Below are 25,514 nucleotides of genomic sequence, written 5' to 3' on the forward strand. Positions count from 1 at the left end.
CTACGTGCCTTACGGTGTTTTCAGACAATTCCTGACACGTTAGTCCAGAATTGCTTGCTCTGACTGAAGCGGATGCGTACCTTTGCCCGCTTTTCTTACACTGCCCCCCTGGAGAGCGTCATGTCCGCTGATCTCGAGCATATCCGTCAAATCATGCGCGAGGCTGACTGCCTGTACACAGAAGCTGAAGTCGAAGCGGCCATCGCCCGCGTTGGCGCGCACATCAATGCCGAACTCGCCGAGCGTAATCCGGTGGTGTTCTGCGTGATGAACGGCGGTCTGATCTTCTCGGGCAAGCTGCTGACTCACCTGAACTTCCCGCTGGAGGCGTCTTACCTGCACGCCACTCGCTATCGCAATGAAACCAGCGGCGGCGATCTGTTCTGGAAGGCCAAGCCGGAAGTCTCGTTTATCGACCGTGATGTGCTGATCATCGATGACATTCTTGACGAAGGTCACACGTTGGGCGCGATCATCGACTTCTGCAAACACGCCGGTGCCCGCGCTGTGCACACCGCCGTGTTGATCGATAAAGACCACGACCGCAAAGCACGCCCTGACCTGAAGGCCGACTTCGTAGGCCTGCCGTGCGTTGACCGCTATATCTTCGGTTACGGCATGGATTACAAAGGCTACTGGCGCAATGCTGCCGGGATTTATGCGGTTAAAGGGATGTAGAGCTACCTTCTGTGAAGCGAGATAGCTATCTGAATTGCAATGCTTTTCTGTAGGAGTGAGCTTGCTCGCGATTCGGTTTTTCATTCAACGAATGCATCGACTGAACGAAGGCCATCGCGAGCAAACTCACTCCTACAGGGACCGAGTCTTTCCGCATGCTAAAGTGCCAGCCCTGTCCTTGCGGGAAGTCGAAATGAAGCTTTTGATCCGTAGTGCAACACTCGCGCTGCTGTGCTGCCTGCCAGTTGCAGCGCCTGTTTCAGCTGAACCCATGCACGCCCAATACCTGCCGCCAGACGACCTTAATCTGCGTGAAGGCGAACCCGAGCAGCAACAATTGCTGCAGATCACCGAGTATTCAGTGGTGGTGGGTAATCAGCGTCAATCCAATCAGACTCCCATTCCTGTCACGGCACCGGTACTGCTACGCCTTAAAGGCAAGCCGATGAACAAGGGCGCCACGATCAATGAGGTGCTGATTCATTTCGACAGTGAGAGCAAAAGCCTTAAAAAGCCGGTTTTTGATGACAAGACTCGAGTGCTGAATCTGTATTACCCGGTCGCGCAATACCGAACACTGATGGACCTGCTGCGCAACGAGAAGCTGTACTGCCAGTTCCTGAGCTATGCCAACGGCCATGTATGGGCGGATTTGCACACTGGGGCCGTTCGTACTCGTTGAGCCTTTCGCCGAGCCGGGGGTAAACTGCCCGCCGGTTAACAAGTCAGCGATCCAGTTGGAGCACGCAATGCGTAAAGATAAGAAGCAGTTGATTGGTGACGAAATCGGCGATGAGCAGGTTAAAGCGTTTTTGCTCTTTGAGCCGGTTGACGCTACATCGCCATCGCTGCACAAGCTGATCAAGGCTTACCGTGGCTTGCGGGTCAATGATTTCGAGCGTTTTCTGGTGTTCTTCCTCGAAGCCGGTTACGACCTTGATGGCAAAGACGAGCACGGCAATGACTTCATCGCTCTGATCAAAGATCAGCGCAACGCCGATGAATACATCGAGTTGATCGAAAAAGCTCGCGGCTGAGTTTTTACCGCCATAAAAAAACGCCCCGAGGGGCGTTTTTTTTGACCTGCAGTTTTTCACCAGCAGAGTCAGGCGATGCTGTGCGCTTCGCTGTGTTTCTCGATCAGTTCCAGACGCTCGTTGTTCTGGGCGCTGACACGCTCGTAGAGCTCCACGTCTGTTTCCAGTGCTTTTTCGCGAGCCGGGAAGATTTCGTTCAGCTTGCTTGCCCACTCGCCGCGAGCTTTTTCCGGGAAGCAGCGCTCGATCAGGTCCAGCATGATCGAAACTGTTACCGAAGCGCCTGGCGATGCACCCAGCAGCGCTGCAAGAGACCCGTCTTTAGCCGAGACCAGCTCGGTGCCGAACTGCAGGACACCGCCTTTGTTGGCGTCCTTTTTGATGATCTGCACCCGCTGGCCAGCGATTTCCAGGCGCCAGTCTTCGGCTTTCGCCTGTGGATAAAAACGGCGCAGTGACTCAAGGCGCTGCTCCATGGACTGCATGACCTCGCTGACCAGATATTTGGTCAGGTCCATGTTGTCGCGAGCCACGGCCAGCATCGGTTTGATATTGGCCATGCGTACCGAAAGCGGCAGGTCAAGGAACGAGCCGTGCTTGAGGAACTTGGTAGTGAAACCGGCGTAAGGTCCGAACAGCAGGGATTTCTTGCCGTCCACCACGCGGGTGTCCAGGTGGGGCACTGACATCGGCGGCGAGCCGACCGCTGCCTGGCTGTAGACCTTGGCCTGATGGTGCTTGACCACTTCGGGATTGTCGCAACGCAGCCACTGACCGCTGACCGGGAAACCGCCGAAGCCTTTGCTTTCTTCGATGCCCGACATCTGCAGCAGCGGCAACGCCGCGCCACCCGCGCCCAGAAATACGAATTTCGCATCGATTTCACGGGTGGTGCCGCTGTTCACGTCTTTGATGCTGACGCTCCAGCCTGCGCCTTTACGGCTCAAACCGGTGACGCGCTTGCAGTACTTGACCTGCGCGTCAGGGCTGCTGCTCAGGTGCTTGAGCAGTTGATTGGTGAGGTTGCCGAAGTTGACGTCGGTACCATTCATCACGCGAGTGGCGGCGATCTGCTCGTCGGCTGGGCGGCCGGGCATCATCAGCGGCATCCACTCGGCAAGGGTGGCCTTGTCTTCGGTGTATTCCATGGACGAGAAAGCATGGTGTTTGTGCATGGCTTCGAAACGGGTCTTGAGGAAGGCAATGCCTTTCTCGCCCTGGACGAAGCTCAGATGCGGCACCGGGCTAATGAAATTCTTCGAGGAGCCAAAGGTGTCTTTTTGCGTCAGATAAGCCCAGAACTGTTTGGAGACTTCGAACTGGGTATTGATCTGCACGGCCTTTTTGATGTCGATGGCGCCATCTTTTGCCGGTGGGGTGTAATTGAGCTCGCACAGCCCGGCATGGCCGGTACCGGCGTTGTTCCATGGGTTGGAACTCTCCGCAGCGCCAGAGTCCATCAGCTCAACGACTTCCAGCTTGAGGCCGGGGTCGAGCTCCTTGAGCAGTACGGCAAGAGTGGCACTCATGATGCCCGCTCCAACCAATACCACATCGACTGCTTCGTTATGCGCCATTAACGCGTCTCCAAAATCTGCAGCACCAAATTGACGGCATACGATCCTGAGGTCAGATGCCTGGTAGCGGGGCTTTGTTCAAAGTTGTGCCCCGATAACCCTGGCCAGGATCTGCATGTCCGATTCTTCGCAATTCTTCGCATCATCAACGGAGGCCACCAAACGGACTTTAATCAACAGTTCATCAGGGCAGCATGAACGCATTTTTCAGCCCGGTCAGCCATTCGACTATCGTCAAGGCATCCGGTTATGCAACCAAATCCGTAGCGGACAGGCTTCAGACTCCAGTCATGGAGGCTGCGCAGCAGCAATTGATCCTGTTCAAAAGGGCTGGGTCTGATGCTAATGGTGCATTTACAAACGCGTACCTGTTCATTTGCTCGCCACACTCTTGTGAAGTAGTGAAACCCGTTTTTTTCGCGCTCTTTTGGAGACGCGAACCTCAACCTCAAAAAGGGCTGCACGATCACAGCACCGGCAGATCAACTGCATGCATCCTGAGGTGTTGGCGAGCGAAAGGTTCGAAATATTCGAGCCATAGGGCACTGACCAACACGCAATCTGCGTGCATATGACCTGTGTGGGCGGCTCTCTGTGGGCATTACGGAGGCGCTAATCCGGAGATTAGCCATGCTGCGAGGCCCGATCAGGAGACGTCCTTATAATCGGGGGGAGATTATAGCGATGAAACGACAGGAATTGATCGGCTTAAGTGACTTTTATTCGCTTTTCGGTCAGGCCATGCGCAGCTGGCGGGCTGCAGGTTGTCCGGAGCGGCGCACGAGGCGGGCGTTGAGCGGCAGTGGCTGGTTCAGCCAGGACAGATTCTGCTCAGCGACTTCCACCCAGCCCTGACCCCCAGGAGGCTGGCTGCATTGCTTGAAAGCGCGGCAGATTCCGATCTGATCAATGCGTGCGTAGTGACGGTACTTGGGGCGAGAACTGAAGAGTGACCAGATAAAGTCCATGGTGTGGCTCCCGGTTGGTTTAGGCGCAAGTCTGCACGGTACACATGACACCGTCGTGACGTGCGTGTTGCTGAACCATTGCATGACTGACGCGGTCCGATTTTCACTGGTTGGCGGCGCCGGGAGGCCGCTATACTGCGGCACATTTAGTGCCTGGCCCATTGGAGAGATGAGCATGCTGCGTCGCATTTTGTTTGGTTTGCTTGCTGTAACGAGTCTGACTCTGGTCGGTTGTGCCCACAGCCCGCAACAACTTAGCCCGCAACCCAAGCTGAACGCTCAGCTGGCGCCGGTAGGCCGTGGTCAGCCAGTGGTCGTGCGCGTGGTCGATGGTCGCCCAAGCCCAACGCTGGGGACTCGCGGTGGTATGTATCCGGAAACCAGCGCAGTCAGCGTTGCTGGCGCAGACGTTGTGCCCAAGTTGCAGGCACAGGCCGAAGCCGCAGTGCGTCTGCTGGGCTTCACCCCGTCACCGGGCGGCGGCGGTCCACAGTTGACTGTGACCCTGGCTGACCTGAAATATCAGTCGCCGAAAGAAGGCCTGTATGTGACCGAGGCAACCATCAGCGCCACGTTCCGTGCCGAGGTGCAGAACAACGGTCGCAACTACGCAGGTCGCTATGCTGCTTCGCTGGACCAGCGCTTCGGCATGGCCCCGAACCAGGAAACCAACACCCGCCTGGTCAGCGATGTGTTGAGCGACGCTCTGACGCGTCTGTTCCAGGACCAGACCATCGGCAACACACTGGCTCAGTAACACCAGCGCTGTTGTAAAAAAGCCCGGCTCTCTTGCGAGATGCCGGGCTTTTTTGTGGGCAGGTCCCTGTTGCGCTGCGAACACAGTCTCTTGTGGGAGCTGAGCTTGCTCGCGATGCGGCTGGACGCGATCTAAGGTGAACCGCGTCAAGCCTCATCGCGAGCAAGCTCAGCTCCCACAGGGAATGTGTTTCAATTCTGAGGCCTGCTTTTGTTGCGAATGCTGTATGCGTCTCAAGCCGCCTGCTGATAAAAGTCCAGAAAACTGAAGCCCGTCTGCAGATCCATGTCCGGCAGGTCGGGATGCTGATGGCCGCCAAGCGCGCAATACACCAGCCAGTTGCGGTCCTGAACGTTGAACGACCAGGCGTCGATCAACGCTTCCTGCTCGTCGCTCGGAGCGATCAGATAAAGGCGGTCCTGGTTTTTGGCGTGCAGCATGACGAGCTCCATTGGGTCGAGGTTCTGCCTCGAGGGAGCCATAGAGTGCCCGGGTCAGGTTACGGAACCGTGACGACGAAGAAAATTGTCTGACAATTTCAGGCATAAAAAAGGCGCTAGATATCAGCGCCTTTTTTACCGTCAGCAGGATCAGAGCGGGATGCCAGCCTTTACCCGGTATTGATTGCGTACAGGCGTCGCATACTGCTGGATCAGGTAAGGCTGATGCTCTGCCGGGCACTCGTCGAGACGACGTTGCCATTCTTCCTGAGCCTTGGTCAGTTCGGGCGCGGCAAACACATCCTTGGCCAACGGCACATTGAGCGACGAATCTGCATCGGCCCACTGTGCGTAAGCCAGGTAATGGACGGGGAACAAGCGGTAGCCACCGAGAATTTGCCGGTCCATTTCAATGGCCAGCGCTTTGGTGTCTTCGAAAAGCTCGGTGATGGGGGGCGCAAAGTTCACATGGACGCGTCCCTTGTAGCCGGTAATGCCCAAGGCGATGCTGACGTCATCCTCGCCCGGCACCTTGCTGTAAGTGCCGGTGGTGGCACGAATGTACAGCTCGCGCGCCTTGGCATGATCGCAAGGGTCGTATTCATAGCTGATGGACACCGGCGTCAGGTTCAGTGACTGAATCACCTCGGCGAACGGTTCGTCCTTGCGGCTCATGTGGAACATCTTGAGGATTGCCGACTCGGTACGGTCATCACCGTCCTTGGCGCGACCTTCTGCCTGGGCAATCCAGATCGATTGGCAGTCGTTGCGAATCGAGTGGTTGATGTAGGCAGACAGCAACTGGTACGCCGCCATTTTTTCCCGGCGCCCTGCGATGGAGCGGTGCACGATGAAGCTCTTGTTCAGGCGCATCAGATCGCTGACAAAAGGTTTTTGCAGGAGGTTATCGCCAATCGCGATACGCGGTGTCGGCAGGCCTGCGTGGTACACGGCGTAATTGACGAACGCCGGGTCCATCACGATATCGCGGTGGTTGGCCAGAAACAGATAGGCGCTGCCGGATTTGAACTGCTCGACACCCGTGTAGGTCACACCGTCGGTAGCGCGCTCAATGGTGTGGTCGACGTAGTATTCGACCTTGTCCTGTAAGGTGGCGACCGAATTGATACCCACGAACTGACGACGCAGCTTGCGGGCGATGATCGGTTGTAATGCCCAGCCTAAAGCGCCTGCCAGTTTCGGGAAGCGGAAGCGGGTCAGGATCGAGAGAAACTCTTTGTCGCTGAGCAAACGCTCAAGCACCGCTGAGACTTCAGCGTCGTTGTAAGGTCGGATGGCATCAAATTCGCCCATCATGCTCTCTTGTAGGGGGTGACAAAGTAATAGGGGAGGCCAAGTCTGGAAAACACGTCCAGACTCTAGCAGAGCCTTGAAAGACCGCGATTATACGCACAACTGATCCCGGAGACCGCGATGCAGGAAATTCAGAGTTACGACTGCCCTTACTGCGGCGAGCCGGTCGAGGCGGTACTGGACTTGTCTGGCGGTGACCAGCAGTACATAGAGGATTGCCCGGTCTGTTGTCGGCCCATTGTCTTCGACTTGCAAACCGATGGTGAAGACTGGCGTCTGGACGTTCGCAGCGAGAACGAATAATGCAGAAAGTCTACGAGCCGGAAAACCTGATGGAAGGCGAGCTGCTACAGGGCATGCTCGCCAGCGAAGGTATAGAAGCGCACCTCACCGGCCAGCACTTGCTGGGCGCCCTTGGCGAGTTGCCAGCCCTCGGCCTGCTGGGGCTGCTGGTGGACAACGATCAGGTGGAGCAGGCGCGACAGTTGATCACTGAGTACAATGCGGCGCTGCCTTTCTCTGGAGGCGAGCCCGGTGATGAACCGGACAATTTCCCTGACGTGCTGGTGTGTTGAGCGGCTTAATGGCCTTGTCTCCACAGTTCAGCGCGTCCAAACGAGTTTTATAGCCCCATGTGTGGACGTTATGCGCTGTTTCGTTGGACGCCCGCTTTAGCGGCCTTGCCGGGTTTTCCGGCTGACCAACAAGCGCAATGGAATATCTCGCCAGCGGATTCGGTACTCATGTTACGTGCCGTTGCCGGGACTGAGGGCGATCTTGAACTGGCACGTGCGCGTTGGGGACTCACCCCGCCGTGGCTGACTGATCTGTCTCGTACCCCCGCTCACGCCCGTGCCGAGACCCTGGCCGAGCAACCGATGTTTCGCGAGGCGTTTCGCCTGCGCCGCTGTCTGCTGCCTGCCAACGGTTTTTATGAATGGCGCGGTACTACCCGCAAACGGCCTTTCTGGCTGACACCGGGAGAGGGCTCGGCGCTGTTTTTTGCGGCGATCTGGGAAGCGTATCCGGTGCAGGAGCATACGTACCTGAGTGTTGCGGTGGTCACTCAACTGGCTGTCAGTCAGCGCCGTCCCTTGATTCTCGACGCTCAAGGGCAGAAGGACTGGCTTGCGGCCGATACACCATTGCCGACCTTGCAAGCGTTGCTCGCTGCTCCACAAACCGCGCTGCGCGAGCGTCCGCTGGCCAATCTGGTCAACGATCCGAAGCTCAATGCGCCTGAGTGCCTGACGCCGTTGTGATAAGTGCTGCAAACATTGGACCTGTAGGAGCGCGCTTGCCCGCGATTCGATCTGTCAGTCGATGAATATATCGCCTGTGCTGACGCTATCGCGAGCAAGCTCACTCCTACAGGGGGGCGGTTTCAACCGGGAAGAGTGCATCAGGTTCGATAAGGGTTTCCCCGCTGTCCATCGCACCGTGCCGTCTAGACTTATGGGAGCTGCCGAAGGCTGCGATGACGGCCAGTCAGAATAACCGCATCGCAGCCCTCGGCAGCTACAGAAAAGCATTCCCGATACAGGTCGTTATAAGCTGTTTGACAGGAAGACTGCCCGCCCTTTACACCTTGAACTGATTGATCAACCGCCGCTGCTGCTCGGCCAGTTTGGTCAGTTCTGCGCTGGCCTGGCTGGATTCGTCGGCACCGCCTGCGACTTCGTTGGCCACTTCGCCGATGTTTGTGACGTTACGGTTGATGTCTTCGGCGACCGAGCTCTGTTCCTCGGCGGCGCTGGCGATCTGGGTGTTCATGTCGTTGATGACCGAAACCGCTTTGGTAATGGTCTCAAGTGCCTGTGCGGCCTCGGCGGCATGGCCGACACTTTCCTCAGTCTTGCCCTGGCTGTCTTCCATCACCTGCACCACCTGGCGAGTGCCATTTTGCAGTTGCTGGATCATGTTCTGTATTTCTTGAGTGGCCTGCTGAGTCTTCTGCGCCAGATTGCGCACTTCGTCGGCGACCACGGCAAAGCCTCGGCCCTGTTCACCAGCACGCGCCGCTTCGATCGCTGCGTTCAGTGCCAGCAGATTGGTTTGCTCGGCAATACCCCGAATAGTCGTCAGGATCGCATTGATGTTTTCGCTGTCGGCAGCGAGCGCCTGAACGACGGTCACCGCCCGGCCGATCTCCGATGCGAGGGCACTGATGGAGTTAGAGGTGTTCTGTACGATCTGCATCCCTTGATTGGCAGCCCCGTCGGCATGACTCGCCGCTTGCGCTGCCTGGGTGGCATTGCGTGCCACGTCTTGCGCGGTGGCTGTCATCTGGTGGACGGCCGTGGCAACCAGTTCGATTTCAGACATTTGCTTGTGCACGCCCTGATTGGTGCGGATAGCAATGTCGGCGGTATGTTCCGAAGAGTCGCTGACCTTCTGCACCGAGGCGACGACCTGAGTGATCATGGCCTGCAGCTTGCTCAGGAAAGTGTTGAAGCGAATGGCGATCTGGCCAACTTCATCGACCCGGTCGCTTTTCAGGCGACGGGTGAGGTCGCCTTCGCCCTGGGCAATATCGTCGAGCATCAGCACCATCTGTTTGAGTGGTTTGGCGATGCCACGTGCGACCAGCCAGATGACCACCAGGCCCAGCGCCGCAATGAGCAGCCCGACCACGGTCATGCCGAAGATGTCATCTTTGCGCTGGGTATCGAGTTCGCCACGGAGTTTGTCCACGTCCGCCATGACTGCACTGAGCGGCACTTGAATCATCAGGGTCCAGCGCGCGTCGGTGGCACCGATGCCGAACGGCATGTAAACCTCAATGTGACCGTGATCGCGGTCTATGTCGTAAAGCACCTCGCCAGCGGCGATTTTTTTCAGGTTGTCGATTTCGTTGGCGTCGAGAATAGTCGTCGCTTTTTCACCCAGCTTTGTCGCGTCCCGGGTGTAGGCCACGAGGGTCCCACCGCTGGATATCAAGGCCATCTCGCCTGCACCGTCGTACAGTTTCTTGTCGGCGGAAATGAGCATGTCCTGAATGAAATTGACTGACAGGTCCGCGCCGACGATGCCCTGAAATACGCCGTTGACCATGATCGGTTCAATAAACGAAGACAGCATCACCATTTTCCCGCCGACCTTGTAGGGTGCCGGGTCAATGACACAAGGCTTTTTGTTTTCACGGGAGCAGATGTAGTACTCGCTGGCACGTACGCCGGTGGACAGCATTTTAGTGTCTTCAAGGCTGGCCAGCTTTTCCAGGGTCAGCGTTCCATCAGTGTTGCGATACCACCAGGGCATGAAGCGGCCGGTGGCTGGATCGCTACCGGTGTCGGATGAGCCTATGTAGTCCGCGTCATTATTGTTCAGGGCGTTGGGTTCCCAGCCTATATAAGCACCGAGCACTTTAGGGTTCTGTTCCACGTTGTGACGAAGCAGATTGAGCAATTGCTCACGGGTGGCTTTCAGCTGTGGCTCGCCCTTGCTGTCTGTCAGCGCCAGCAGCGCATTGACGCGGGCCAGGCCTGCGGTGATCAGCAAAGGTGCTTCGAGCTCGCGCTTGATCTCGCTGGCTTGAGTCTGAACCAGTGCACTAAGGCGCTGCTCCATTACTTGTTCAAATAATGACTGGGTTCTTTCGTCGACCAGTGTTTGCGTACGTTCGCTGGCGAAAAGCGAGTAGAGAACCAGGGCGGCGACAACAGACAGCACGATCGCGCCCGCCAGCGCTGCGATGGAAAACTGAATCGATTTGAACTTCATGAGAACTCCAGACGTGGCGTTGCGCTATCTAAGGCTATCGGCGTTTACTTTCAAAATCATGAACACTGCACCCGAAAAGGGGCGCAAATCGTGCCGAAGTGTCGTTTATGGATAGGCAGTCATCCGGGGAACCATCACCGCTTTTCGCGGACAAAGCGCCTGTCAGCCAGTATCTGGCGCATAAGTCGTTCTCCGCCTAGGATGAGCGCCATGTTCAGAGGGAGATTTATCATGCGTCAGAAGTTTGCTCTATGTGCCTTGACCGCAGCCATCCTGCTCGGCGGCTGTCAGGCCGTGAATACCACCAGCGGCGATTCGGTCGGTGTCGAGCGCAAGCAGTACATGTTCAGCATGCTCTCGACCGATGAGGTCAATCAGATGTATGCCCAGTCCTACAAGGAAACCGTGGGCGAGGCGTCGACCAAGGGCGTGCTGGATACAACCAGCGCCAATGCCAAACGTGTGCATGCGATTGCCGACCGCCTGATCGGTCAGGCACCCAAGCTGCGTCCGGATTCTGCGCAGTGGCAGTGGGAAGTGAACCTGATCAAGAGTGATGAGCTGAACGCCAACTGTGGCCCGGGCGGCAAGATCATTTTCTACACCGGCCTGATCGATAAGTTGAAGCTGACAGACGATGAGATCGCTGCGGTGATGGGCCATGAAATTGCCCATGCCTTGCGTGAGCACGGACGTGAGTCGATGTCCAAAGCGTACGGCGTTGCCATGGCCAAGCAAGGGGCGGGCGCCATCCTCGGGTTAGGGCAGGACAGCATGGCGCTGGCTGATACCGTGGTTAATTACAGTCTGACCTTGCCTAACAGTCGCAGTAACGAAAACGAGGCAGATCTACTCGGTCTGGAGTTGGCGGCACGAGCGGGTTACAACCCGAATGCCGCCATTACCCTGTGGCAGAAAATGACTCAGAATTCCGGTGGCTCGCAGCCTGAGTTCATGAGTACTCACCCGGCTTCGGAAAGTCGTATTGCATCGTTGCAGGCGGCAATTCCCAAGGTGATGCCGCTCTACAACGCTGCTAAAAAATCCTGAGGAGTTTGCTTGTTCTGTAGACGCTGATTATTGGCGAAGCGTGGCGTCCTTGATGCCGCCTCGCGAACAAGTTCGCTCCTACCGTGTGGTGCGGTGCGCGTATGAGGTAACTTGTTGCCGAGAGGGTTTGACGCGGTGGTTCAGGTCTGACACCTCTCGCGAACAAGTTCGCTCCTACCGGCCAATGTCCTTAAATCCAGCCACTCACCTGCATTGCCTTGTACACCGCCACCAGCGCCAGTACGAAGAACGCGCTCGCTGCCAGGCGACGGATCAGGGTCAGAGGCAGTTTCTCGGCGGCGAAATTACCGGCCAGTACCACCGGCACGTTAGCCAGCAACATGCCCAGCGTAGTCCCCAGAATCACCAGCCAGAGATACGAATATTGCGCGGCAAGCATGACCGTGGCGATTTGCGTCTTGTCGCCGATCTCGGCAATGAAGAACGCGATCAGCGTGGTCATGAATGGACCAAATTTGCGTGCGGTATTGGCATCGTCGTCGTCCATTTTGTCCGGGACAAGGGTCCACAGCGCGGTGGCGGCGAAGCTTACGGCGAGAATCCAGTGCAGGGTTGCGTCCGACAGGAAACTGCTGAACCAGGCACCTACGGCACCGGCCGCGGCATGGTTGGCCAACGTCGCGGCGACAATGCCCGCAATGATCGGCCAGGGCTTGCGAAAGCGAGCGGCCAGAATAAGCGCGAGGAGTTGGGTCTTGTCACCGATTTCGGCCAAGGCAACGACAGCGGTGGGGACCAACAGGGATTCCAGCATCAGGTTTTCCTAAGGGGCGGGTCGACACGGCTACGACACGTACAGCCTCCCCGCCCCGGGTAAGGTGTTCGTGTCATAGGTCTTGTCAAACCACCGATCCGTCTGAGCGGATTCGGGGTCGTACGCACCATGGTCTGAGGACCAAGTATGTTGATGCGTACCGGACGAGCATGGCGCTCGTGGGAGACTACTCCCCTAGGACGGAGCGGATTCTGCCTTCAGCTTTCGCTTTGGGCAAGTGCTTATTTTCAAGCCCGCTTGGCGCGGTAGATTCTGAAGCCATTTCCTTCAGCCTTGATTGCACACACGCCAAAATGCTCTTCAATGATGGGTTGATACTTGAGGAAACTGTTGGCAACTAACCGAAGTTCGCCGCCTGATTTCAGATGTTGTCGTGCTTTTCTCAGCAGGTTTTCCGTGGCTTTGTAATCCGTGTGGACCCCGACATGGAAGGGCGGATTACTCAGGATCGTGCTCAAACCCATGGGGGCCGCATCGATACCGTCGCCTGTCAGCACTTCAGCCTCCAGCCCGTTTGCAGCAAGGGTCAGACGGGTGCTGGCTGTGGCGAATGCATCGACGTCGAGCATGATCACATTGTTATGCGGGTAGCGACGTTTTACCGCAGCCCCCAGCACACCAGCGCCGCAGCCGAAGTCGAGCAAATTGCCGCTGGGCAGCTTGTCGATGTTCTGCAGCAACAATGCCGAGCCACGGTCCAGTCGGCCCTGGCTGAAAACGCCCGGCAGGCTGACAACCTTGAGCGGACCGTCTTCCATTTCGACTTCGTATTGCTGGGCGAGGCTTTCCAGCGTTACCTCTTTTGGAGCGTCTTCAACGGTGACTTGCCACAGCTGGCAATGACGGGCGCTGTCCAGCTTGCGGGCGCGGCCAAACGGGCCCAGCTGTTTGGCGGCAGCTTCGATACCGCTGCGTTTTTCACCGACCAAAAACAGCTCGCGTCCCGCCAGACGCGAGGCGAGGGCATTGAGCAAGTAGTTGGTCAGCTCTCGCGCTTTGGGCAAGAACACCACGGCGGCCTCGAATGGCAGCTCAGGGACTGTTACGCCGAAATGGCTACGACCTTCAAAGCGTGCATCCAGTGCAGCCTGATCACCTGCGTGCCAGCACCAGCCTTGCGCGTTCGGCAGGCGGCCGAGCAAATCATCAGCAGGCAGGCCGGCGAGTAGCAGGGAGCCCTGAAACAGTTCGGCCTGACGGAGTAACACTTCACTGCGCGGGTCCATGGTGGGCTCCTCGAAAAAGCTCGGAGTCTAACAGTTTGGAGCCAGCAACGGCGTTGCGATCCCTGTAGGAGCTGCCGAGGGCTGCGAAGGCGATTTATATGACCGACCGCCTTCGGCAGCTCCTACAGGGATTTGCGGCCTAACCCACCACGCGAACCGGTTTGCCAGCAAAGAATCCTCGTGCATTCTCGGTCACTTGGCTGACGATCCGTTGCCGTGCCTCGCGTGCACCCCAAGCGCTGTGAGGCGTGATGATCAGGCGTGGAATGTCGCCTGCCAGTAGCGGGTTACCCGCTGTCGGCGGCTCAACCGTGAGCACGTCGGTAGCCGCACCGCCCAAGTGACCGTTACGCAATGCATCGGCCAGGGCTTGCTCGTTGATCAGCCCGCCGCGGGCGGTATTGATAACGTACGCGTGCGGCTTGAGCAGGCTTAGCTCGTGTGCGCCGATCATGTCGCGGGTGTCGTCATTGAGCGGGCAATGCAGGGTCAGGGCGTCAACCTGAGGCAGCAGTTCTTCCAGCGGCAAGCGGTCCGGGCGAGCAGGGCGGCCGGGTATTTGCCCGAGAACGACGCGCATGCCAAATGCCTCAGCCAGTTTTGCCACGGCACCGCCCAACTCCCCATGGCCCAACAGGCCCAGAGTCTTGCCTTCCAGTTCTACGATTGGGAAGTCCAGCAGGCAGAACTGCTTCGACTTCTGCCAGAGGCCTTGCTGCACTGCTTTTTGATAGTCGGGCAGGCTGGTGGCCAGTGCCAACAACAGCATCAAGGTGTGTTGAGCGACTGATGGGGTGCCGTAACCCTGGCAGTTGCACACGGTAACCCCATGATGACGGGCCGCAACCAGGTCGATGTTATTGGTGCCGGTGGCCGTCACCAGCACTAGCTTGAGGTCAGGGCATGCGGCGAACGTGTTGGAATCGATCACGACCTTGTTGCTGATCGCCACCTGAGCGCCTTGCAGGCGTTCAATCACTTGATCTGAGCTCGTGCTGGCATGCAGCGTCAACTCGCTGAAGCATTCACGCAATGCGCCGAAGTCCAGATCGCCAAGGTCGAGGGACGTGTGGTCGAGGAAAACTGCTTTACCGTGATTGCTCATCAGCTGTACCTGTTAATGGACGTATTGAAGGCTTAATGTGGCTAGCCTATCAGAGCGAAACGCTTGCTTACATTTTTGAGCCTGCCTGTCTTTTGGCCAGCTTATTTTTGGAGAATCACCATGTATTGGGCCGAGTTTCTCACCGTTGCCTTGATCCACTTGCTCGCTGTCGCCAGCCCCGGACCGGATTTCGCCGTGGTCGTACGAGAAAGTGTGGCCCATGGACGCAAGGCGGGCACCTACACCGCTATGGGCGTGGGGACGGCGATTTTCCTGCACGTCGGTTATTCGCTGCTGGGGATAGGCTTGATTGTTTCGCAGTCGATCGTGCTGTTCAACGCGCTCAAATGGGCCGCCGCCGCTTATTTGCTGTACATCGGCTTCAAGGCGCTACGGGCCAAACCTGCCAGCGCCAGTGATGCGCCGGTCAACGTTGCAGGCGGTGAGCGCACGGCTCGCGGTGCATTTACCAGTGGCTTTATCACCAACGGCCTGAACCCCAAGGCCACGCTGTTTTTCCTGTCGTTGTTCACCGTAGTGATCAACCCGCACACGCCATTGTGGGTCCAGGCGGGTTATGGCGTTTACCTGGCCGTCGCAACGGGGCTGTGGTTTTGCATGGTCGCGCGGCTGTTCAGCCAGGAGCGTGTGCGTGCAGGCTTTGCGCGTATGGGCCACTGGTTTGATCGCGCCATGGGTGGCGTGTTGGTGGCGTTGGGCCTGAAGCTGGCGCTGACTGAGAGTCATTGATTGAGCAGGTTCTGCGCAATCTTGTAGGACCGGCTAAAGCCGGTCCTACAAGATCAGGGGCGCAGGAGTAAGCTTCCCGTCCCCGGCAAATCATCCCTTTGGCTGATTTGACTGGCGAGGTACCGCTCTAGAGTCCATATTTCAAGCCACGCCCGTGCACTTTGAAAAGGAACTCTTATGTTGCAGACCCGCGTTATTCCGCCAGCCGACGGTGCCTATCAATATCCTCTGTTGATCAAGAGGCTATTGATGTCAGGCAGCCGTTACGAAAAAACCCGGGAAATCGTCTACCGCGACACCGTTCGCTATACCTATCCAGAACTGATCGAGCGCGTCTGCCGGTTGGCCAATGTGCTCAGTGCCGCAGGTGTCAAAGCTGGCGATACAGTGGCGGTGATGGATTGGGACAGCCACCGTTACCTTGAGTGCATGTTTGCCATTCCAATGATTGGCGCCGTGATTCACACCATCAACGTTCGGCTCTCGCCGGATCAAATCGTCTACACGATGAACCATGCCGAAGATAAGTTCGTGCTGGTCAACAGCGAGTTCGTCGGCCTGTATCAGGCAATGGCCGGGCATCTGACCACCGTCGAGAAAACCCTGCTACTGACGGACCTGCCGGAAAAGACTGCTGAATTGCCCAATCTGGTGGGCGAATACGAGACGCTGCTGGCTCAGGCCGGCGCGCAGTACGAGTTCGAGGATTTCGACGAAAACTCCGTGGCCACGACGTTCTACACCACCGGCACCACGGGCAACCCCAAAGGCGTGTATTTCAGCCATCGCCAGTTGGTGCTGCACACCATGGGTGTCGCAACCATTGTCGGCAGTGCCGAGCGATTGCTGGGCACCGATGATGTGTACATGCCCATCACGCCGATGTTTCACGTGCATGCCTGGGGCATGCCTTACGCGGCGACGATGCTGGGGGTCAAACAGGTTTATCCCGGCCGCTATGATCCGGAGTTTCTGGTCGAGTTGTGGCGCAAGGAGAAAGTCACTTTTTCCCATTGCGTGCCGACTATCATGCAAATGGTCCTCAACTGCAAAAGCGCCCAGGACATGGATTTTGGTGGTTGGAAGATCATCATTGGCGGCAGCTCATTGAACCGCACGCTGTATGAAGCGGCCAAGGCGCGTGGCATTCAACTGACTGCCGCTTATGGCATGTCGGAAACCGGTCCGTTGATTTCGGTTGCGCATCTGAACGACGAACTGCGTGCGGGGAGCGAGGACGAGCGTGTCACGTATCGAATCAAGGCCGGCGTGCCGGGCATTCTGGTGGACGCGGCGATTGTCGATGAGGACGGTAACTTCCTTCCCGCCGACGGTGAGTCCATGGGCGAGCTGGTGCTGCGAGCACCCTGGTTGAGTGAAGGTTATTACCGTGAGCCGCAAAAAGGCGCCGAGATGTGGGCCGGTGGCTGGATGCACACGGGAGACGTGGCGACACTCGACAGCATGGGTGTCATAGACATTCGTGACCGGATCAAGGATGTGATCAAGACCGGGGGCGAATGGATTTCGTCCCTGGCGCTAGAGGATCTGTGCAGTCGCCATCCCGGGGTTCGCGAAGTTGCCGTGGTGGGGATCGCTGATCCGCAGTGGGGTGAGCGGCCTTTCGCATTGCTGGTGGTGCGAGAGGGGCACAGCATCGAGGCGAAGGATCTGAAGGAGCACCTCAAGCCCTTCGTCGAACTGGGGCATATCAACAAGTGGGCGATCCCGCACCAGATTGCGGTTGTTACTGAAATTCCCAAGACCAGTGTCGGCAAGCTCGACAAGAAGCGTATGCGGCTGGATATCGTCGAATGGCAAAGCACCAACAGCAGCTTTCTCTCGACGCTCTGATCCTGCGGGCAAGGTGAATACGGCACTTTTTTCACCTTGCCCGGGTCTGAGCCGTGCCCGCTGAGCACGGTTTGTCGGCTTGGCTCTGACCAAGCAAGCGCTTGGCTTGCCAAATCCGCAAATTAAGCCATTCTCCCCACGAGCCCGCTGACGTCATCGGGCGCAAATACGCGCGGCAGAGAGTCTTGGACTGCAAATCACACTTTAGAGGGATCAAGCAGTGCGACCTGCTGGCTATAGTCGGTATCAGGGGCTGGGTAGAAACGAATGAAGACACTGATCCGTTGTAACCTTCTGGGTTACCCGATGAGCGTTGGACTGTCTGTCGCAAGATCGACTGTGCCGTTTTTAGCAGTACCACTGCCAAAACAATAAAAAACACATGGAGTAGCGTCGATGACATCAGCAAACCAGTTCTGGCGCCGGGCAAAACTGCCTTTGGCCGTCAGTCTCGCTTCTACGCTCGCCGGTCCTGCTTTCGGCGTCAGCTTCAACATTGGCGAAATCGAAGGCAAGTTCGACTCGTCGCTCTCCGTGGGCGCCAGTTGGTCTACCGAGAAAGCCAACAAGAATCTCATCGGTTCCAACAACGGCGGGCATGGCCTGTCGCAGACGTCCGATGACGGCCACTTGAACTTCAAACGCGGTGAAACGTTTTCGAAAATCTTCAAGGGCATTCACGATCTTGAGTTGAAGTACGGCGACACCGGTGTGTTTGTGCGTGGCAAATACTGGTACGACTTTGAACTCAAGGACGAGAACCGCGAGTTCAAGGACATCAGCGATTCCAATCGCAAGGAAGGCGCGAAGTCTTCCGGCGGGCAGATTCTCGACGCCTTCGTTTACCACAACTACAGCATCGGTGATGAGCCAGGTTCTGTGCGGTTCGGTAAACAAGTGGTCAGTTGGGGTGAAAGTACTTTCATCCAGGGCGGTATCAACAGCATCAACCCGGTCGACGTGTCTGCGTTCCGTCGTCCAGGCGCGGAAATCAAGGAAGGCCTGATTCCGGTCAACATGTTCTATCTGTCGCAAAGCATCACTGAAAATCTTTCGGCAGAAGGTTTTTACCAGCTTGAGTGGGACCAGACCGTTACCGATAACTGTGGCACGTTCTTCTCGCAGCCCGATGTGATTTCGGATGGTTGCGATGGCAATCTTGCAGTGTTGCGCAGCCAGGCTGGTCTGGCTGCTGCCCTGCCGGCGGTTGCGCGGCCGACCGTGTTCAATGCTCTGGCTGCTCAAGGTGTCAGGTGGGGTAACCCTGATGAGGGTGCAGTCGTGCGCCGTGGTCCTGATCGTGATGCCCGTGATGGCGGTCAGTTTGGCGTAGCGATGCACTACAACTTCGAGCCGCTGGACACTGAGTTCGGCGCTTATTTCATGAACTACCACAGTCGCGCGCCAATTTTCAGTGGTCGGGGCGCTCCAGCGGGCTCATACAACCCTGCTGCGCTGATCGCTGCACTCGGTCCTTTGGCTGCGCAACCGGGTCTGGTTGCCTCTTTGATGCCACTGGTCGTTGCGGGCAACTCCAGCTACTACGTTGAATACCCAGAAGATATTCAACTGTACGGTTTGAGCTTCTCCACCACGTTGCCTACCGGTACCGCGTGGAGCGGTGAGATCAGCTACCGTCCAAACGCTCCGGTGCAGATCAATACCACCGACATCCTGTATTCAGGCATCACGCCACTGGACGTAACCGTATCACCGCTGCAAGGCCAAGCCGACACCGATCAACCAGGTTACCGCCGCAAAGAAATCACCCAACTGCAAACCTCGTTTACCCAGTTCTTTGATCAGGTGATGGGCGCCGAGCGCCTGACAGTCGTGGGTGAAGTGGGCTGGACACACGTTGGCGGGCTGGAAAGCACTTCGAAAATCCGCTACGGCCGTGACCCAAGCTACGGTCCAGGCCCGCTGGCCAACGGCCGTTGCACATCACTCAACGCCCAAACTCTGGGAACTGCACCTCAAAACAACGTGAGTCGCTATTGCGAAGACGATGGCTTCACCACTGCCAACTCCTGGGGCTATCGCGCTCGCGCCATCTGGGATTACAACAGCGTTTTTGCCGGCGTGAACCTGCGTCCGAGCGTTGCCTGGTCGCATGACGTCAAGGGTTACTCGCCTGGCCCTGGTGGCAACTTCGAGGAAGGCCGTAAAGCGGTCAGCCTCGGTCTGGATGCCGAATACCAGAACACCTACACAGCGGCACTTTCGTACACCAACTTCTTTGATGGCAAGTACACCACGGTCGATGATCGCGACTTCGTGTCGCTCAGCTTTGGCATGAACTTCTAAGAACACGGTTTTTCAGGACGACGATGAATATGAAAATAACAAAAAGTCTGTTGCAAGTCGGTGTGCTCGGGTTGTCGCTGCTGGCAACCGGCGTCATGGCGGCTGTGTCTGAATCTGAAGCAGCAAAGCTTGGAACTACCCTGACGCCCATGGGCGCTGAAAAGGCCGGCAATGCTGCCAACACCATTCCTGCCTGGAGCCCAATGCCCAAGAATGCCGGGGCAGTAGATGCCAAAGGCTTCCTCGCCAACCCGTACGCCAGTGAAAAGCCGCTGTTCACCATCACCGCCGCTAACGTGGAGCAGTACAAGGCCAACCTCGCGCCGGGTCAGTACGCGATGTTCAAGCGTTACCCGGAAACTTTCAAAATGCCGGTCTATCCGTCTCATCGTGGCGCGACAGTGCCGGATGAGGTGTTCGCCGCTATCAAGAAAAACGCCACCAATACCAAGGCGGTAGGCGGCGGTAACGGCCTTGAGAATTTCGATACGGCGGTGCCGTTTCCGATTCCGCAGAGTGCCAACGAAGTCATCTGGAACCACATCGGGCGTTATCGTGGGGGGAGCGTAAAGCGTCTGGTAACCCAGGCCACTCCGCAGCCTAACGGGTCATACAGCCTGGTGTATTTCAGCGATCAGTTCGTGTTCCGCGACAAGATGAAGGACTACGATCCTAAGAATCCCGGCAACGTGTTGTTCTATTTCAAGCAGGAAGTGACCGCGCCAGCGCGTCTGGCTGGCAGCGTATTGCTGGTGCACGAAACCCTCAATCAGGTTGCTGAACCGCGCTCCGCATGGCTCTACAACGCCGGTCAACGTCGCGTTCGACGCGCCCCTCAAGTTTCCTATGACGGGCCGGGCACTGCGGCTGATGGCTTGCGTACCTCTGACAACCTGGACATGTTCAACGGTGCACCGGATCGTTACGACTGGAAACTGGTTGGCAAACAAGAGATGTATATCGCGGCCAACAGCTACAAGCTGGACGATCCGAAGCTCAAATACGCTGACATCATCAAGGCCGGGCACATCAATCAGGATCTTGCCCGCTATGAACTGCGCCGTGTCTGGCACATCACCGCAACGCTCAAGGAAGGCCAGCGCCACATTTACGCCAAGCGTGACTTCTTTATTGATGAAGACACCTGGCAGGCAGCGGTCATCGACCATTACGACGGCCGCGGCCAACTGTGGCGCGTCGCGGAGGCTCATGCCGAGAACTACTACGATAAACAAGTGCCGTGGTATGCCCTGGAAGCTATCTATGACCTGCAGTCGGGCCGCTACCTTGCGCTGGGCATGAAGAACGAAGAGAAGCGCGCGTATGACTTTGGCTTCACCGCTACCACCAGTGAGTTCACGCCTAATGCACTGCGTCAGGAGGGGGTGCGCTAATAGATTTTTGTAGGAGCCAACTTGTTGGCGAGACTTAGAGCCTGATTGCGCAGGTCCGACGTTTCGCCAACAAGTGGGCTCCTACAGGTCCTCCGCTTACTCTGCGATCTTCCAAAGCCCCATTTTTGCTCGAAGCCCCGTAACAGGGGCTTTTTTATGGGTCTGTATTCGTTTCGATGATTGTAGGCAAATTGTTACAGTCTTTTCCCGCGGTGCCTTCAAAACGGCAGACTTACCGGCTAGTCTCCAGAGCATTCGCCAAGCCGATAAGACTTCAACAAGAGCCGGCCATGACTGACTTGTCCCGTTTGCAAGTATTCGCAGGCAACGCGGTTCCCGCGCTGGAGGGGCGATTCTTTCGACCTCCCTTGCCTGACGGCTACGTGACCCGTGAACGTTTGTGCGCACGCCTGACCGCCGGGCTATCCGGGCGGTTATTGCTGGTCAGTGCGCCCGCAGGTTTCGGCAAGAGTTCGCTGGCGGTGGAGTTTTGCCAGAATCTGCCTGAGCAATGGCAAAGTGTCTGGCTGGGGCTGAGCCCGCGAGACAGCGACCCGGGGCGTTTTCTGGAGCGTCTGCTCGCTGCCCTGCAACAGTTCTTCCCGCAATTGGGCGCGCAGGCGCTGGGCTTGTTGAAAATGCGTCAGCGTCATCAGCCCTTCGCTTTTGAAGAGTGGCTGGATGGCTTGCTTGATGAGCTGTCGATGCACCTGATGCTCGGTAAACCTGTGCTACTGGTCCTCGACGACTACCACCTGGCACAGGGACCGGTACTGGATCGCTGCCTGCAATTCTTCCTCAATCATTTACCCGCCGGGCTGATCGTCATGGTCACCAGCCGCCAGCGTCCTGAATGGCATCTGGCGCGCTTGCGACTCTCGCGGCAACTCGTGGAGCTCAACGAACAGGATTTGCGTCTGACCCATGGCGAATCCCTGGCGCTTTTAGGGCCACGCAGCAGCTCACTGGACGCCGATGCGCTGCAAAGCCTCATTGAGCGTAGTGAGGGCTGGGTTGCCGGGTTGCGTTTCTGGTTACTGGCAGCTTCCGAAGTCGGCACTGACAGTGAATTGCCTCAGGCGCTGCACGGCGGTGAAGGGTTGATTCGCGATTACTTGCTGGAAGAAGTCATCGATTGCCTGCCTGGTGATGTGCAGACGTTCGTATATGACACCGCGTGCCTTGAACGCTTTTGTTTTGAATTGTGCGACGCCGTCAGGGACAGCCACGACAGCGCGCAAATGCTGCGCTATCTGCAGGCGCATCAAGTGTTTCTCGTCCCGCTGGATGAGCATGGGCGTTGGTACCGTTACCACCATTTATTCTCCGATCTGCTGCGCGCCAGGACGCAGGCCGGGCCGCCACAAAATCGTTTGCACCTGAATGCCTGCCGCTGGTTCAGCGAGCAGGGGTTGCTGGATGAGGCGGTCGAGCAGGCGTTGCGGGCTGGGCATCTGGACGTTGCAGCCAACCTGGTGCAGAACCTTTCTGAAGAACAATTACTCGCTGAGCAAAACGTCGGCATGTTGTTACGCTGGAAAATGGACCTGCCAGACAGCCTGCTGATCAGCACGCCACGGCTGATTGTCTTGTATGCCTGGGCACTCGGGCTGGCGTGTCAGCTCGACGCTGCAGAAGAACTGGCCGAGCACCTTAGCCGCTTTCTTCCGGCGCCTTCTGCTACGGCGCAGAAGTCCATGCTCGCGCAGTGGCTTGCGCTGAGCGGGATTATTGCCCGAGGGCGAGGGGATACCGAAAAGACTCAGCGCTGTTGCAGCGAAGCATTACTCAGCCTGCCGCGAAAGCGTTACGGCCAGCGCCTGATGTGCCTTTCGACCCTCGCCAATCTGGCCATTGCCGAGGGCGATCTGTGGCGTGCGCGGGCGCTCAACCGTGAGGCGCTTGAACTCGCGCAACGGGTCGCCAACCCGCTGTTTGAAGCCCTTGCGCATTACGATCGGGCTCGTGCCTTGCAGGCACGAGGCGAAATCTTGCGTGCGCTGGACGAAGTTCGCCACGGGTTGCAACGGCTGAAAGGTCTGCCTGCGCAAAGGCTATATGCGATACGCGCGCGGCTGACGCTTTATGAAGGTTTTCTACTGACCCTGCGTATGCAGAATGATGCTGGCCGGGCACAACTGATCGCGGGGCTCGCTGAAGCGCGGGCGTGCCGGGATATCAGCGTGCTGATCGGCCACTGCGTGCTCGCCGGTTTGCTCGGCCGCGAGGGGCGTTTCGCCGAGGCATTCGCGGAGTTGTCTGAAGCCGAAAGGCTGATGCATATCTGGGATGTGCCAGCGATTTACTATCTGGCGATGATTACGCTGGTCAAGTGCGAGCTTTGGCTGGCGCAAGGCCGGTTCGATCTGGCTGAGGCATGGTTGCTGCGACTGACTCAAACCTATAGCGGTGAAACTCCAGCGCCCTCGCCTGAATGCCATCCCCAACTGCCTCATTATGTGGAGTTGCAGTGCGCCGTGCTTGAGCGCATCCAGGGTCAAGTCGGGGCCAGCACCCAGCGCCTTGAACGGCTGGGAAATCATGCCCGCAACGTCGACGGTCAGCTTCTCAATCTTACAGCGCTGGTTCAGCAGATGGTGTTGCTGATGGGGTGTGGCGAGGAGGCAAAGGCTCGCAGCCTGCTTGATCAGAGTCTACGTGCAGCGACTGGCGGAGCGCTGCTGCCGTTTCATGATTTGATTGAGCATCATCCTGGCTGGTTGCGCGAGCAACTCCTGCAAGAGGCTCCCTGTGCCGCACGTGATGCCCTGTTGGAAAAAATTCCGCTGGCGACCTGCCCGCCATCGCGTGAGAGCGCTGATGTGTTGCACGCTACGGATACCCTCAGCGTGAGAGAGCTTAGCGTCCTGCATTTGATTGCCCAAGGGTGTTCGAACCAGGAAATCAGCGACCAGCTTTTCATCTCGCTGCACACTGTTAAAACTCACGCCAGCCATATCAATGGCAAGTTAGGTGTCGAGCGTCGTACCCAGGCCGTGGCCCGCGCGCAGGAATTGGGCTTGCTGAGCTGAGCCTCAGTTGGCCGCTCCTGCTTTGGCCCCCATCCACAACTCATCGATGTCGGTGATGCCCCAGTCTTCCGGCGTTTCAATCTTCAGGATGGTGTCATGTTCCTGTGAATTGCCCAGGTTGATCACTGTCGGTGTGAGAGGGCGTCGCGTCCGGGCGGACATGAAGACTTTGACGCTTGGCATCAGCAACGATTTTTCGCTCTGTTCGGTAACGACTGCCAGGCGGCCGCTGGCCAGAGACACCAGTGTGCCAACCGGATAAATCCCCAGCGTCTTGACGAAAGTCTGGAAGACTTTTTCGTCGAAGTGACCTTTCCAGTTGGCCATTTCCCTAATTGAATTGGCGGCACCCCAGCCTTTTTTATAAGGCCGGTCGGAAGTGACGGCGTCGTACACGTCACACACTGCGCCCATTCTGGCAAACAGGCTGATGTGCTCCCCGGCCAAGCCGTGTGGGTAGCCAGAGCCGTCGAACTTTTCATGGTGGTGCAGGCACACATCGAGCACGGTGGCGTTGACCTGATTGCTGTCCTGCAGAATCTTCAGGCCTGCCTCGGGGTGGTGCTTCATCACCGCATATTCTTCAGGGGTCAACCGACCCGGCTTGTTGAGAATCAGCGGGTCAATCATCATTTTGCCCACGTCATGCATCAGCCCGGCGACACCCGCTTCACGTACCTGCTCTTCGTCCAGATTCATGCGCCGGGCAAGCGCCACCATCAGCGCACACACTGCTACAGAGTGCATGTATGTGTATTCGTCGGAGGTTTTCAGGCGTGACAGACTGATCAACGCATGGGGATGGCGCAGTATCGAATTGGAGATTTCTTCAACCAGCAGCCCCACGTCCGCCACGTTCATGGCTTTGCCCATCTTGGCTTCGCTGAACATGGTCATCACTGCGTTTTTGGCGCGACCGCAGATCAGTTTGGCACGCGCCAATTCCTCGGCCATGCTCGAAGGCGTTGTATCACTGGTGTCTTCAGCCTGTTGATGGATGGGCGTAATTGAGCCCATACCTTTGGTGTTCAGGCCCAGATTGGTGTCAATCCACACCTCAGTGACGGCCGATTCCTTTATCTGCTTAAAGAAATCAGGATCATTGAGTTTGACTTCAACATCGCTCGCCCACGACGGTTCATTGGTTCGAGGCCGACAGAATTCGTGTATGTGCATACCGAGCGTCAACTCGGCGACGGGGATCTTTTTCAACATGGCCGCGTACCTTCTCGGCGTCGATACGCTGCCTTGCACGGGATGGATTGGGTATATGAGCTGAGTGGCAATTCAGGACAACCGATTTTCGACCTGCGGACCGACATGATTACACCTCGATTCACGAGACTGCTCACTTGATTGCCTAATGCCAGTATATGGTGAGGTTTTAAAAAAAACAGGGGGGGGACGGCTCCTTTTACAAAAGCCTTAATTGTCATTTATCTGTTATTAATCAGTAGGTTATTTTTATTTAACTTTTGGCGTCAAAAACAAATCTGAAAGTCATCG

At 57.2% G+C, this 25,514-nt stretch carries 22 protein-coding genes, 1 pseudogene and 1 riboswitch; of the genes and pseudogenes, 13 read left to right on the plus strand and 10 right to left on the minus strand.

The genetic code is table 11. The features are described from left to right. Positions 1–120: 120 nt before the first annotated feature. The 3 genes from ACYASS_RS02795 (at position 121) to ACYASS_RS02805 (ending at position 1,715) form a co-directional block, all read left to right on the plus strand. Positions 121–678: a hypoxanthine-guanine phosphoribosyltransferase gene (locus ACYASS_RS02795; protein ID WP_087272989.1), complete on the plus strand. Its 558-nt coding sequence runs from the start codon at positions 121–123 to the stop codon at positions 676–678. 193 nt (positions 679–871) lie between these two features. Then, positions 872–1,360, plus strand: coding sequence for a hypothetical protein (locus ACYASS_RS02800; protein WP_243245622.1), 489 nt, complete (start codon positions 872–874; stop codon positions 1,358–1,360). A 67-nt stretch (positions 1,361–1,427) separates the two neighbouring features. Next, positions 1,428–1,715 (plus strand): PA4642 family protein, encoded by a 288-nt coding sequence (locus tag ACYASS_RS02805; protein WP_463585000.1) that lies wholly within the window; start codon positions 1,428–1,430, stop codon positions 1,713–1,715. Between the two features lie 68 nt (positions 1,716–1,783). On the opposite strand, the gene mqo is transcribed toward ACYASS_RS02805, so the two are convergent. Both mqo and ACYASS_RS02815 read right to left on the minus strand, forming a co-directional pair. Then, positions 1,784–3,292: a malate dehydrogenase (quinone) gene (mqo, locus tag ACYASS_RS02810; RefSeq protein WP_463585001.1), complete on the minus strand. Its 1,509-nt coding sequence runs from the start codon at positions 3,290–3,292 to the stop codon at positions 1,784–1,786. A 734-nt stretch (positions 3,293–4,026) separates the two neighbouring features. Next, positions 4,027–4,260 (minus strand): hypothetical protein, encoded by a 234-nt coding sequence (locus tag ACYASS_RS02815; protein ID WP_463585002.1) that lies wholly within the window; start codon positions 4,258–4,260, stop codon positions 4,027–4,029. A gap of 175 nt (positions 4,261–4,435) precedes the next feature. On the opposite strand from ACYASS_RS02815, the gene ACYASS_RS02820 reads away from it, so the two are divergent. Then, positions 4,436–5,017: a YajG family lipoprotein gene (locus ACYASS_RS02820; protein WP_463585003.1), complete on the plus strand. Its 582-nt coding sequence runs from the start codon at positions 4,436–4,438 to the stop codon at positions 5,015–5,017. Positions 5,018–5,250: 233 nt separating this feature from the next. On the opposite strand, the gene ACYASS_RS02825 is transcribed toward ACYASS_RS02820, so the two are convergent. Together ACYASS_RS02825 and ACYASS_RS02830 are read right to left on the minus strand one after the other, a co-directional pair. Further along, the gene (locus ACYASS_RS02825) at positions 5,251–5,457 is read right to left on the minus strand and encodes a hypothetical protein (RefSeq protein WP_122666290.1); all 207 of its coding nucleotides are present in this window, start codon (positions 5,455–5,457) and stop codon (positions 5,251–5,253) included. Positions 5,458–5,607: 150 nt separating this feature from the next. Beyond that, positions 5,608–6,771: a 1-acyl-sn-glycerol-3-phosphate acyltransferase gene (locus ACYASS_RS02830; RefSeq protein WP_463585004.1), complete on the minus strand. Its 1,164-nt coding sequence runs from the start codon at positions 6,769–6,771 to the stop codon at positions 5,608–5,610. A 120-nt stretch (positions 6,772–6,891) separates the two neighbouring features. On the opposite strand from ACYASS_RS02830, the gene ACYASS_RS02835 reads away from it, so the two are divergent. From ACYASS_RS02835 to ACYASS_RS02845, 3 genes are read left to right on the plus strand one after another with little or no spacing between them, the layout of a single operon-like run. Continuing rightward, positions 6,892–7,074, plus strand: coding sequence for a CPXCG motif-containing cysteine-rich protein (locus ACYASS_RS02835; RefSeq protein ID WP_243245615.1), 183 nt, complete (start codon positions 6,892–6,894; stop codon positions 7,072–7,074). Next, on the plus strand, positions 7,074–7,346 hold the full coding sequence (locus tag ACYASS_RS02840; RefSeq protein ID WP_122666303.1) for a putative signal transducing protein: 273 nt from the start codon (positions 7,074–7,076) through the stop codon (positions 7,344–7,346). Before ACYASS_RS02835 ends, ACYASS_RS02840 begins: the two co-directional genes overlap by 1 nt. 57 nt (positions 7,347–7,403) lie before the next feature. After that, a complete protein-coding gene (locus tag ACYASS_RS02845; protein ID WP_463585005.1) occupies positions 7,404–8,033 on the plus strand; it encodes an SOS response-associated peptidase in 630 nt (209 codons plus the stop codon). A gap of 319 nt (positions 8,034–8,352) precedes the next feature. On the opposite strand, the gene ACYASS_RS02850 is transcribed toward ACYASS_RS02845, so the two are convergent. Together ACYASS_RS02850 and ACYASS_RS02855 are read right to left on the minus strand one after the other, a co-directional pair. After that, entirely contained in the window at positions 8,353–9,195 is an 843-nt protein-coding gene (locus ACYASS_RS02850) for a methyl-accepting chemotaxis protein (protein WP_463585049.1), read from the minus strand. A 12-nt stretch (positions 9,196–9,207) separates the two neighbouring features. Then, positions 9,208–10,494, minus strand: a pseudogene (locus ACYASS_RS02855) (methyl-accepting chemotaxis protein); the annotation flags it as partial. 231 nt (positions 10,495–10,725) lie between these two features. Between ACYASS_RS02855 and ACYASS_RS02860 the strand changes: the two are divergent. Beyond that, complete coding sequence (locus ACYASS_RS02860; protein WP_463585006.1) at positions 10,726–11,544, plus strand: M48 family metallopeptidase; 819 nt, start codon at positions 10,726–10,728, stop codon at positions 11,542–11,544. Between the two features lie 190 nt (positions 11,545–11,734). Here ACYASS_RS02860 and ACYASS_RS02865 read toward each other — a convergent pair whose 3' ends face one another. From ACYASS_RS02865 to ACYASS_RS02875, 3 genes are all read right to left on the minus strand, one after another. After that, on the minus strand, positions 11,735–12,319 hold the full coding sequence (locus ACYASS_RS02865) for a TMEM165/GDT1 family protein (RefSeq protein WP_463585007.1): 585 nt from the start codon (positions 12,317–12,319) through the stop codon (positions 11,735–11,737). Between the two features lie 88 nt (positions 12,320–12,407). Beyond that, a riboswitch (yybP-ykoY riboswitch) is annotated at positions 12,408–12,528 on the minus strand. A 39-nt stretch (positions 12,529–12,567) separates the two neighbouring features. Continuing rightward, positions 12,568–13,566, minus strand: coding sequence for a methyltransferase (locus ACYASS_RS02870; RefSeq protein ID WP_463585008.1), 999 nt, complete (start codon positions 13,564–13,566; stop codon positions 12,568–12,570). A 139-nt stretch (positions 13,567–13,705) separates the two neighbouring features. Then, on the minus strand, positions 13,706–14,671 hold the full coding sequence (locus tag ACYASS_RS02875) for a 2-hydroxyacid dehydrogenase (protein ID WP_463585009.1): 966 nt from the start codon (positions 14,669–14,671) through the stop codon (positions 13,706–13,708). A gap of 120 nt (positions 14,672–14,791) precedes the next feature. On the opposite strand from ACYASS_RS02875, the gene ACYASS_RS02880 reads away from it, so the two are divergent. From ACYASS_RS02880 to ACYASS_RS02900, 5 genes are all read left to right on the plus strand, one after another. Beyond that, positions 14,792–15,421 (plus strand): LysE family transporter, encoded by a 630-nt coding sequence (locus ACYASS_RS02880; protein WP_463585010.1) that lies wholly within the window; start codon positions 14,792–14,794, stop codon positions 15,419–15,421. Between the two features lie 177 nt (positions 15,422–15,598). Further along, positions 15,599–17,275: a fatty acid--CoA ligase gene (locus ACYASS_RS02885; protein WP_463585011.1), complete on the plus strand. Its 1,677-nt coding sequence runs from the start codon at positions 15,599–15,601 to the stop codon at positions 17,273–17,275. A 396-nt stretch (positions 17,276–17,671) separates the two neighbouring features. Further along, positions 17,672–19,582: a DUF1302 domain-containing protein gene (locus ACYASS_RS02890; RefSeq protein WP_463585012.1), complete on the plus strand. Its 1,911-nt coding sequence runs from the start codon at positions 17,672–17,674 to the stop codon at positions 19,580–19,582. A gap of 29 nt (positions 19,583–19,611) precedes the next feature. Then, entirely contained in the window at positions 19,612–20,976 is a 1,365-nt protein-coding gene (locus ACYASS_RS02895) for a DUF1329 domain-containing protein (RefSeq protein WP_463585013.1), read from the plus strand. Between the two features lie 290 nt (positions 20,977–21,266). Beyond that, positions 21,267–24,008: a LuxR C-terminal-related transcriptional regulator gene (locus tag ACYASS_RS02900; RefSeq protein WP_463585014.1), complete on the plus strand. Its 2,742-nt coding sequence runs from the start codon at positions 21,267–21,269 to the stop codon at positions 24,006–24,008. Between the two features lie 3 nt (positions 24,009–24,011). On the opposite strand, the gene ACYASS_RS02905 is transcribed toward ACYASS_RS02900, so the two are convergent. Beyond that, a complete protein-coding gene (locus ACYASS_RS02905) occupies positions 24,012–25,223 on the minus strand; it encodes an HD-GYP domain-containing protein (protein ID WP_463585015.1) in 1,212 nt (403 codons plus the stop codon). Positions 25,224–25,514 lie beyond the last annotated feature (291 nt).

The organism is Pseudomonas sp. HP_14, from assembly GCF_055283875.1.

Excerpts from the sequence above, each read along its gene's own strand:
- ACYASS_RS02795 (WP_087272989.1), top strand. The coding sequence starts at position 121 with ATGTCCGCTGATCTCGAGCATATCCGTCAAATCATGCGCGAGGCTGAC.
- ACYASS_RS02800 (WP_243245622.1), top strand. The coding sequence starts at position 872 with ATGAAGCTTTTGATCCGTAGTGCAACACTCGCGCTGCTGTGCTGCCTG.
- ACYASS_RS02805 (WP_463585000.1), top strand. The coding sequence starts at position 1,428 with ATGCGTAAAGATAAGAAGCAGTTGATTGGTGACGAAATCGGCGATGAG.
- mqo (WP_463585001.1), bottom strand. The coding sequence starts at position 3,292 with ATGGCGCATAACGAAGCAGTCGATGTGGTATTGGTTGGAGCGGGCATC.
- ACYASS_RS02815 (WP_463585002.1), bottom strand. The coding sequence starts at position 4,260 with ATGGACTTTATCTGGTCACTCTTCAGTTCTCGCCCCAAGTACCGTCAC.
- ACYASS_RS02820 (WP_463585003.1), top strand. The coding sequence starts at position 4,436 with ATGCTGCGTCGCATTTTGTTTGGTTTGCTTGCTGTAACGAGTCTGACT.
- ACYASS_RS02825 (WP_122666290.1), bottom strand. The coding sequence starts at position 5,457 with ATGCTGCACGCCAAAAACCAGGACCGCCTTTATCTGATCGCTCCGAGC.
- ACYASS_RS02830 (WP_463585004.1), bottom strand. The coding sequence starts at position 6,771 with ATGGGCGAATTTGATGCCATCCGACCTTACAACGACGCTGAAGTCTCA.
- ACYASS_RS02835 (WP_243245615.1), top strand. The coding sequence starts at position 6,892 with ATGCAGGAAATTCAGAGTTACGACTGCCCTTACTGCGGCGAGCCGGTC.
- ACYASS_RS02840 (WP_122666303.1), top strand. The coding sequence starts at position 7,074 with ATGCAGAAAGTCTACGAGCCGGAAAACCTGATGGAAGGCGAGCTGCTA.
- ACYASS_RS02845 (WP_463585005.1), top strand. The coding sequence starts at position 7,404 with ATGTGTGGACGTTATGCGCTGTTTCGTTGGACGCCCGCTTTAGCGGCC.
- ACYASS_RS02850 (WP_463585049.1), bottom strand. The coding sequence starts at position 9,195 with ATGATCACTCAGGTCGTCGCCTCGGTGCAGAAGGTCAGCGACTCTTCG.
- ACYASS_RS02860 (WP_463585006.1), top strand. The coding sequence starts at position 10,726 with ATGCGTCAGAAGTTTGCTCTATGTGCCTTGACCGCAGCCATCCTGCTC.
- ACYASS_RS02865 (WP_463585007.1), bottom strand. The coding sequence starts at position 12,319 with ATGCTGGAATCCCTGTTGGTCCCCACCGCTGTCGTTGCCTTGGCCGAA.
- ACYASS_RS02870 (WP_463585008.1), bottom strand. The coding sequence starts at position 13,566 with ATGGACCCGCGCAGTGAAGTGTTACTCCGTCAGGCCGAACTGTTTCAG.
- ACYASS_RS02875 (WP_463585009.1), bottom strand. The coding sequence starts at position 14,671 with ATGAGCAATCACGGTAAAGCAGTTTTCCTCGACCACACGTCCCTCGAC.
- ACYASS_RS02880 (WP_463585010.1), top strand. The coding sequence starts at position 14,792 with ATGTATTGGGCCGAGTTTCTCACCGTTGCCTTGATCCACTTGCTCGCT.
- ACYASS_RS02885 (WP_463585011.1), top strand. The coding sequence starts at position 15,599 with ATGTTGCAGACCCGCGTTATTCCGCCAGCCGACGGTGCCTATCAATAT.
- ACYASS_RS02890 (WP_463585012.1), top strand. The coding sequence starts at position 17,672 with ATGACATCAGCAAACCAGTTCTGGCGCCGGGCAAAACTGCCTTTGGCC.
- ACYASS_RS02895 (WP_463585013.1), top strand. The coding sequence starts at position 19,612 with ATGAAAATAACAAAAAGTCTGTTGCAAGTCGGTGTGCTCGGGTTGTCG.
- ACYASS_RS02900 (WP_463585014.1), top strand. The coding sequence starts at position 21,267 with ATGACTGACTTGTCCCGTTTGCAAGTATTCGCAGGCAACGCGGTTCCC.
- ACYASS_RS02905 (WP_463585015.1), bottom strand. The coding sequence starts at position 25,223 with ATGTTGAAAAAGATCCCCGTCGCCGAGTTGACGCTCGGTATGCACATA.